Source organism: Mesorhizobium sp. ES1-1 (assembly GCF_020164785.1).
In the GTDB taxonomy this organism is placed as follows: Bacteria; Pseudomonadota; Alphaproteobacteria; order Rhizobiales; family Rhizobiaceae; genus Mesorhizobium.
Map to the genome: position 1 here is coordinate 55,637 of NZ_JAIUGX010000019.1, position 8,115 is coordinate 63,751.

Consider the following 8,115-nt stretch of genomic DNA (forward strand, 5'->3'; position numbering starts at 1 on the left):
CGCTGAGAGCGGCAATCGCCGTCATTTCAATCGATCTGATCGCAACTATGCCGAGGCAGTGCAGGACGCCCAATGTCTTTTGGGCGAAAGCAGGGCAAAAACCGAACAATATCTTGACGTTCGCGGCCCTGTTTCGCATACACCGAAGCGAAGAGGCGGATTCCGCGCGCGGAATCCGGTCTTTGTCTCAACGGCCCAGGGAGGGGTTCTTTTGGGCCAGCAATCGAGGAAAATTCGGCAATGACCATAATTTCGGCCGTCATCGCCTGCGGTCTGCTTTCTGTCCTATACGCCATCTGGGCGACACGTTCGGTCCTCGCGGCCGACCAGGGCAATGCACGCATGCAGGAAATTTCCGCAGCCATCCGAGAGGGTGCGCAGGCTTATCTGTCGCGTCAGTACACCACCATCGCCATTGTCGGTGTGGTCGTCCTCATCCTCGCCTGGTGGCTCCTTTCCGTCACCGCCGCGGTCGGCTTCCTGATCGGCGCAGTCCTGTCTGGCGCCGCCGGCTTCATCGGCATGCATGTTTCGGTGCGCGCCAATGTGCGTACGGCGCAGGCCGCCTCCAACAGCCTGGCGGCCGGTCTCGACATCGCTTTCAAATCGGGCGCGATCACCGGCATGCTCGTGGCGGGGTTGGCTCTGCTTGGCGTCTCGATCTACTACCTGATCCTAACCAACTTCATGGGTCTTGAGCCCAACTCCCGCCCCGTTATCGACGCGTTGGTTTCGCTTGGTTTCGGCGCTTCGCTGATCTCGATCTTCGCCCGTCTCGGCGGCGGCATCTTCACCAAGGGTGCCGATGTCGGCGGCGACCTGGTCGGCAAGGTCGAAGCCGGCATCCCCGAGGATGACCCCCGCAACCCGGCCACCATCGCCGACAACGTCGGCGACAACGTCGGTGACTGTGCCGGCATGGCCGCCGACCTGTTCGAGACATATGCGGTGACCGTCGTTGCCACCATGGTGCTCGGCTCCATCTTCTTTGGCGGCACCGCGGTGCTCGGCGCCGTGATGCTCTATCCGCTGGCGATCTGCGGCGCCTGCATCCTCACCTCCATCGTCGGCACCTTCTTCGTCAAGCTCGGCTCGAACGGCTCGATCATGGGCGCTCTCTACAAGGGTCTGATCGTCACCGGCCTGCTTTCCATAGTCGGCCTCGGTGTCGCCACATCGCTAACGCTCGGCTGGGGCGAGGTCGGCACCGTTGCCGGCATGGTCGTCACCGGCAAGAACCTGTTCATCTGCGGCCTGGTTGGCCTCGTGGTGACTGGCCTGATCGTCGTGATCACCGAATACTACACCGGCACCAACAAGCGCCCGGTCAACTCGATCGCCCAGGCATCGGTCACCGGTCACGGTACCAACGTCATCCAGGGCCTCGCGGTCTCGCTGGAATCGACGGCGCTGCCGGCCATCGTCATTGTCGGCGGCATCATCTCGACCTACCAGCTTGCCGGCCTTTACGGTACGGCCATCGCTGTGACGACGATGCTCGGCCTTGCCGGCATGATCGTCGCGCTCGACGCCTTCGGGCCGGTCACCGACAATGCCGGCGGCATTGCCGAAATGGCGGGTCTGCCCAAGGAAGTGCGTCAGTCCACCGACGCGCTCGACGCGGTCGGCAACACCACCAAGGCGGTGACCAAGGGCTACGCCATCGGTTCGGCCGGCCTTGGCGCGCTGGTGCTGTTCGCGGCATATTCGAACGACCTGAAGTTCTTCGCCGAAAAGGCCAATGAAGCCGGCTCGACGCTGTTCCCCTACTTCAAGGGCATGGGAGAAATCTCCTTCGACCTCTCCAACCCCTATGTGGTCTCCGGGCTGATCTTCGGCGGCTTGATACCCTATCTGTTCGGCGGCATCGCCATGACGGCCGTCGGCCGCGCGGCGGGCGCCATCGTCGAGGAAGTGCGCAAGCAGTTCCGCGAGGATCCGGGCATCATGGCCGGCACCTCGAAGCCGAATTACGCGCGTGCGGTCGATCTGCTGACCAAGGCGGCGATCCGGGAAATGATCATCCCGTCGCTGCTGCCGGTCCTGGCGCCGCTCGTCGTCTATTTCGGCGTGCTGCTGATCTCTGGGTCCAAGGCGTCCGCCTTCGCCGCGCTGGGCGCCTCGCTGCTTGGTGTCATCGTCAACGGCCTGTTCGTTGCCATCTCGATGACTTCTGGCGGCGGCGCCTGGGACAATGCCAAGAAGTCCTTCGAAGACGGTTTCGTCGACAAGGATGGCGTCAAGCACCTCAAGGGCTCGGACGCGCACAAGGCATCTGTCACCGGTGACACGGTCGGCGATCCCTACAAGGACACCGCTGGTCCCGCCGTCAACCCGGCAATCAAGATCACCAATATCGTCGCGCTCCTGCTGCTGGCCGTGCTCGCGCACGGCTAAAGACAGGCCCGTTACGAAGGCAAACCCGCCGGAGCGATCCGGCGGGTTTTTCATTGAGCCATGGCACTGATTGGGACGGATCGGGCAGGGGACAATCAGGGGAAAAACAGAAACCCGCAGGATCGCTCCCACGGGTTTCCGGTCGCCTGAGGTCGTGCGGCTCGCGCGGGCGAGCCGAAAGGAGTTAGGCGCCTCCGCCCGGAATGCCGGGGGCCAGCTTGCTGGCGCCGTTGATGATCTGGCTGAGGAAGTTCTGATCCTTGCCGCCGGTCGGCGTGGTGCGCGAGATGAAATCGAACACCTTGCCGTCCTTCAAGCCATAATTGGCGATCTGGGTGACGCGGCCGTCGGCGCCGAAATACACAGCCAGCACGTGCTGGTTAACAAGCCGCGGCTTGTCGAAGGCGACGTAGCGCTTGCGGGTCTGCGAGATGTAATAGAAGGCCTCATTGTCGAAAGTGGCCGTGGTCGAGGGGGTGCCAAGCGCCAGCAGCACCTGCTCGCGGCTCGATCCGACCGGCACCATGTCGATTGCCTGCTGGTCGATGACGTAGCCCTGCGTCAGCGTTTCACTTGGGGTGAGATCGCCGAACATCTTGTTACTATGACAGGCGGACAGCGCCGATACGATAACCAGCAGCGAGATCGCGCCAGCAGGCCGCAATGAAGACGTCGACTTGAAATTCAGCGCGCGCAACAACAATTCTCCATTATATCGCCGCAACTTGCGCTGGGCCGCAAAACCGGTAAACCAGCTTGCTTGCCGATGCAACAAGGCCACTTAAACAAACGGTCCCCGGGAGACTATCCCCCAATGTTCCAGCGCCTTTTTGGCCGCGAACGCCAAGCCAACCGCGCCATCACCGAGGCGCTGTACGCACAAATCGTGGCAGCGGCGCGGCAGACCGTTTTTTATTCCGACTGGAATGTGCCGGATACGCCGCTCGGCCGTTTCGAGATGGTGTCGTTGCATATGTTTCTGTTCCAGCATCGCCTGCGCGGCGAAGAGGGCGCGGCGCGAGACATCGCGCAGGTGCTGATCGACGAGTTCTTCCTGGATGTCGATCATTCCTTGCGTGAGCTGGGGATTGGCGACGTGGGTGTACCGAAGCGGATGAAGAAGCTGGCCAAAATGTTCTATGGCCGTACCGCCGCCTATGACGATGCGCTCGAAAGAAACGACCGCGACGGACTTGTTGCGGCGCTGTCTCGTAATGTTAGCCCTGACGCGGTCTGGCCGGAGGCGTCGTTGCTGGCCCATTACGTGATCGATGCCCGCGATTGGCTTGCCGCGCAGCCATCCGAATCGATCGTTTCCGGCACCGTGACGTTTCCTGCCGCCAGTGGAGGTGATCGATGAAGACCGTTGATCCGCAAAGCCCGGTATCATTTCGCGTCAACATCTCCCGCTTGCCGAATAAGGGCTTGCCGGTCTTGATTGAGGCCGACGCCACGCAGCGCGAAGCTCTTGCCGCCGAGCACGGGCTGCTTTCGGTCAAGGCCTATCGGGCCGAGCTTCTGGTCACGTCGTGGAAGCGAAACGGCGTGAAGGTCAGCGGTCGTGTAGAAGCGGATATTACACAAGCCTGCATCGTGACGCTCGATCCTGTCGAATCCCATATCGACGAGGCGGTCGATGCGCTGTTGCTGCCGGAGGATTCCAAGCTCGCGCGGCACGGCTTCGACAGCGGCGGCGAGATTTTGATCGACGCCGAAGGCCCTGACAGCCCAGAGACATTTTCGGGCGATACGATCGATGTCGGCGCACTTGCCGAACAGTTTTTCGGGCTGGCCATCGACCTCTATCCGCGCAAGCAAGGCGTGTCGCTGGACGTGGGGGACGATACCGGGCCGGCCGAGAACGAATTCCAGCAAAAGCTGCGATCGCTGCTCGGAAAATCCTGAAAAGCTAGTCCATGGCGGAAAAGCCGGTTGTGTGGCTGGCCAAAACCGCTATTTTCGCCGAACCCTCGCGACAGCCACGCTGGCCGCGACCGGCCGTGCAAACCGTGAGATGAAGACCGCGTGATCAGGATTTCCATCGATGCCATGGGCGGCGATCACGGACCAAGCGTGGTCGTCCCGGCACTCATGACTGTGGCCACCCGGCGTCCCGATATCCGCTTCGTCATCTATGGGCGCGAGGAACTGGTGCGTCCCGAACTCGCCAAGTTTCCCAAACTGGCTGAGGTGAGTGAGTTCCACCACTGCGAAGTCGCGGTGAGGATGGACGACAAGCCCAGCCAGGCGCTGCGCCATGGCCGCTGGAAGTCATCCATGTGGAAGGCGGTCGAAGCGGTCAAGGCAGGCACGGCGGATGCCTGCATCTCGGCCGGCAACACCGGCGCGCTCATGGCGATGTCGAAATTCTGCCTGCGCACCATGGCGACCATCGATCGCCCCGCGATCGCGGCGCTGTGGCCGACATTGCGCGGCGAGAGCGTGGTTCTGGATGTCGGCGCTACCATCGGCGCGGATGCGCATCAGCTGATCGACTTTGCCATTCTCGGCACCGGCATGGCGCGCTCAGTCTTCGGCATTGCCCGCCCAACCGTTGGCCTGCTCAATGTCGGGGTCGAGGAGATCAAGGGCCAGGAGGAGGTCAAGGAGGCAGGCCGCATGCTGCGCGAAGCCAACATGTCCTCGATGAATTATCACGGTTTCGTCGAGGGCGACGATATCGGCAAGGGTACCGTCGACGTGGTGGTCACCGAAGGCTTCGCCGGCAACATCGCGCTCAAAACAGCGGAAGGCACTGCGCGGCAGATTGCAGGTTATCTGCGCGCCGCGATGAGCCGCACCCTGATGGCCAAGATCGGCTATGTCTTCGCCAAGGGCGCCTTCGACCGGCTCCGCGAGAAGATGGATGTCGGCCGCTCAAATGGCGGCGTTTTCCTGGGATTGAACGGTATCGTGGTGAAGAGCCATGGCGGCGCCGATTCGGACGGTTTCGCCGCCGCCATCGAACTTGGCTACGACATGGTTCGCAACAATCTGCTCGACCGCATCGAGGCTGATCTAGATCTGTTTCATGCGCGCAACCCGCATGCAATGACATCCAGAAAATCCGACGTCGATACCGACGCAAAGGAATAGGAAAGAACTTTGATCAGATCAGTCGTGCGCGGCACTGGCGCCGCGCTGCCCCGCCGAATCATGAAGAATGCCGACTTCGAGGGCATGGTCGAAACCTCGGACGAGTGGATCGCGCAACGCACCGGCATCCGCCAGCGCCATATCGCCGGCGATGACGAAACCACGGCTTCGCTGGGTGAGGCGGCGGCACGTGCCGCGCTCGACGATGCCGGTCTGACCCCCTCCGACATCGATCTGATCGTGTTGGCGACCTCCACGCCCAACAACACTTTTCCCGCCACCGCGGTCGAGATACAGAACCGGCTCGGCATGCATCACGGCTTTGCCTTCGACCTGCAGGCGGTATGCTCGGGCTTCGTGTACGCGGTGACGACGGCCGATCTTTATATCCGCGGTGGCCTGGCCAGGCGCGTGCTGGTGATCGGGTCGGAGACCTTTTCTCGCATCCTCGACTGGAACGACCGCTCGACCTGCGTGCTGTTCGGCGACGGCGCCGGAGCGATCGTCCTCGAGGCGGGCGAGGGGACGGGCGCGATCGCTGACCGTGGTGTGCTGGCCGCCAGCCTGCGCTCTGACGGAGCCCACAAGGACAAGCTTTTTGTCGATGGCGGTCCGTCGACGACAGGCACTGTCGGCCATCTCAGGATGGAGGGCCGCGAAGTGTTCAAGCATGCGGTTGGCATGATTACGGACGTTATCGAGGCGACGTTCACGCAGGCCGGTATTTCAGCTGATGATCTCGACTGGTTCGTACCGCATCAAGCCAATAAGCGCATTATCGACGCTTCCGCAAAGAAGCTCGGGATAGCTGAACAAAAGGTCGTGGTTACGGTAGATATGCACGGTAACACCTCGGCCGCTTCCGTGCCGCTGGCGCTGTCGGTGGCGATCACCGACGGCCGCATCAAGAAGGGCGATCTCGTGCTCCTGGAAGCGATGGGCGGCGGCTTCACCTGGGGTGCCGTCCTGGTTCGTTGGTAAGTGCGCAACCGTCGGTCTTCGGTCCTTGACCTTGACGGATCAATTACTTAGGCTCTGCCGTTGTTGTGCCGATTGTATGCTTGAACTGATGGGACGGTCGCATGGGGGGAAAGACACTTACGCGCGCCGACCTTGCAGAGGCGGTGTATCGAAAGGTCGGCCTGTCGCGCACTGAATCGGCCGAACTCGTCGAGGCTGTGCTGGACGAAATCTGCGAGGCGATCGTCCGCGGCGAGACGGTAAAGCTGTCCTCCTTTGCGACATTCCATGTCCGTTCCAAGAACGAGCGCATCGGCCGCAATCCCAAGACCGGCGAGGAAGTCCCGATCCTGCCGCGTCGGGTGATGACCTTCAAATCGTCGAACGTTTTGAAAAGCCGCATCTTGCGATCTCATCAAAGCGGCAAGGCGAAGGCCGCCAAGTAGCGCCGATCAACTGCACGGTTGATAAGCGGCTCCCTCATCACGCCGGGCTTGAATATTGCTTCATAAACCGCTGAAATAGCCGCGATTCGGCCAGACTGGCCCGATCATCGTCCAGCGTGAGGATTCGCCCATGGACAAAAGTCCGGACGCCTTCCGTACCATCAGCGAGGTCGCGGAGGATCTCGACCTGCCGCAGCATGTGCTGCGTTTCTGGGAGACACGTTTCAACCAGATCAAGCCGATGAAGCGCGGCGGCGGACGTCGTTACTACCGGCCGCAGGATGTCGAATTGATCAAGGGCATCCGGCACATGCTCTATGACCAAGGCTATACCATCAAGGGCGTGCAGAAGCTGTTGCGCGAAAACGGCAATCAGTTCCTGGTCGCCATCGGCAATGGCGACATGGCCGCCGTCGAGGCCATCTCCCAGCGCCGGCAGGCCGATGCGGTGCCACTGACACAAGCGGCCCAGCCGCGCGGCATGGATGATGAACTGGTCGGCCAACCGAGGGTCAAACCCAGTCGGCGCTTTTTCGGCTTGGGAAAGAGCGACGACGAAGGCCCGGTTTCGCCGGACGCGTCGAAGCTCTCGCGCGACAACCGCGCGCTGCTGCAGGAGGCACTGTTCGACCTGCTGGAATGCAAGCGCTTGCTCGATCAGGTCCGCTGACCCCTGCGATCGGTTTAACGCATCGAAACCGGAACTCCTCTCGGGGTGAGGCGTTAAGTTGCCTTCTGCAAATGAAGGACAAGCGATCATGGCATCATTCTCCACCCTCTCCGACATCGATCTGGATAAGCAGGTCGAGACTCTGACCAGGGAACTGGCGGGCCTGAAGAAGGCCTTGGCCAAACGCGGCGGTGCCTATTACCAGGAGGGTCGCGATGCCACGCTCGATACCTATTCCGACATCGCAGAACGACTGCGCGACGCGATGCCCGCCATCCGCAAGCAGGGCCGGGTGATCGAGAAATCGGCCCGCGACCATCCGGCGGCAGCCGCTGCGGTAGGCCTTGTCGTTCTCGGCCTTGCGGCCAGCCTGCTGTTCAGCCGTCGCTGAGATTGCCGAATCGTCCCTGACGTCGTCAGATTGGCGGCAAGCGGATTAGTTGTGGCCGTTCATCCTAACGAGCCACCACTAGAGCGTTTCCTGTTTTGGGAGAATCGTAGGATTCCCATCGAGGCTTGTTTGTGATTCAAGATGCTGGCTGGATT

9 protein-coding genes are annotated in these 8,115 nt (G+C 61.6%); 8 read left to right on the top strand and 1 reads right to left on the bottom strand.

Annotation, left to right across the window (positions count from 1 at the left end; all coding sequences use genetic code 11):
• Nucleotides 1–240: 240 nt before the first annotated feature.
• Nucleotides 241–2,397: a sodium-translocating pyrophosphatase gene (locus tag LB513_RS24710; RefSeq protein WP_224666108.1), complete on the top strand. Its 2,157-nt coding sequence runs from the start codon at nt 241–243 to the stop codon at nt 2,395–2,397.
• A 184-nt stretch (nt 2,398–2,581) separates the two neighbouring features.
• On the opposite strand, the gene LB513_RS24715 is transcribed toward LB513_RS24710, so the two are convergent.
• Entirely contained in the window at nt 2,582–3,094 is a 513-nt protein-coding gene (locus LB513_RS24715) for an outer membrane protein assembly factor BamE (RefSeq protein WP_224666109.1), read from the bottom strand.
• Nucleotides 3,095–3,211: 117 nt separating this feature from the next.
• On the opposite strand from LB513_RS24715, the gene LB513_RS24720 reads away from it, so the two are divergent.
• The 7 genes from LB513_RS24720 (at nt 3,212) to LB513_RS24750 (ending at nt 7,960) form a co-directional block, all read left to right on the top strand.
• Nucleotides 3,212–3,757, top strand: coding sequence for a ubiquinol-cytochrome C chaperone family protein (locus tag LB513_RS24720; protein ID WP_224666110.1), 546 nt, complete (start codon nt 3,212–3,214; stop codon nt 3,755–3,757).
• The gene (locus LB513_RS24725) at nt 3,754–4,302 is read left to right on the top strand and encodes a YceD family protein (protein ID WP_224666111.1); all 549 of its coding nucleotides are present in this window, start codon (nt 3,754–3,756) and stop codon (nt 4,300–4,302) included. The genes LB513_RS24720 and LB513_RS24725 overlap by 4 nt, the downstream gene beginning before the upstream one ends.
• Before the next feature lie 120 nt (nt 4,303–4,422).
• Nucleotides 4,423–5,493, top strand: a complete 1,071-nt coding sequence (gene plsX, locus LB513_RS24730) for a phosphate acyltransferase PlsX (protein ID WP_224666112.1) — start codon at nt 4,423–4,425, stop codon at nt 5,491–5,493.
• Nucleotides 5,494–5,502: 9 nt separating this feature from the next.
• Complete coding sequence (locus LB513_RS24735; protein ID WP_224666113.1) at nt 5,503–6,474, top strand: beta-ketoacyl-ACP synthase III; 972 nt, start codon at nt 5,503–5,505, stop codon at nt 6,472–6,474.
• A gap of 101 nt (nt 6,475–6,575) precedes the next feature.
• A complete protein-coding gene (locus tag LB513_RS24740; RefSeq protein WP_224666114.1) occupies nt 6,576–6,899 on the top strand; it encodes an integration host factor subunit alpha in 324 nt (107 codons plus the stop codon).
• A 130-nt stretch (nt 6,900–7,029) separates the two neighbouring features.
• A complete protein-coding gene (locus LB513_RS24745) occupies nt 7,030–7,569 on the top strand; it encodes a MerR family transcriptional regulator (protein WP_224666115.1) in 540 nt (179 codons plus the stop codon).
• An 88-nt stretch (nt 7,570–7,657) separates the two neighbouring features.
• On the top strand, nt 7,658–7,960 hold the full coding sequence (locus LB513_RS24750) for a hypothetical protein (RefSeq protein WP_224666116.1): 303 nt from the start codon (nt 7,658–7,660) through the stop codon (nt 7,958–7,960).
• Nucleotides 7,961–8,115: the final 155 nt, after the last annotated feature.

What these genes read in the sequence shown, in the direction of transcription:
- LB513_RS24710 (WP_224666108.1), top strand. Translation starts at nt 241, where the DNA reads ATGACCATAATTTCGGCCGTCATCGCCTGCGGTCTGCTTTCTGTCCTA.
- LB513_RS24720 (WP_224666110.1), top strand. Translation starts at nt 3,212, where the DNA reads ATGTTCCAGCGCCTTTTTGGCCGCGAACGCCAAGCCAACCGCGCCATC.
- LB513_RS24725 (WP_224666111.1), top strand. Translation starts at nt 3,754, where the DNA reads ATGAAGACCGTTGATCCGCAAAGCCCGGTATCATTTCGCGTCAACATC.
- LB513_RS24740 (WP_224666114.1), top strand. Translation starts at nt 6,576, where the DNA reads ATGGGGGGAAAGACACTTACGCGCGCCGACCTTGCAGAGGCGGTGTAT.
- LB513_RS24745 (WP_224666115.1), top strand. Translation starts at nt 7,030, where the DNA reads ATGGACAAAAGTCCGGACGCCTTCCGTACCATCAGCGAGGTCGCGGAG.
- LB513_RS24750 (WP_224666116.1), top strand. Translation starts at nt 7,658, where the DNA reads ATGGCATCATTCTCCACCCTCTCCGACATCGATCTGGATAAGCAGGTC.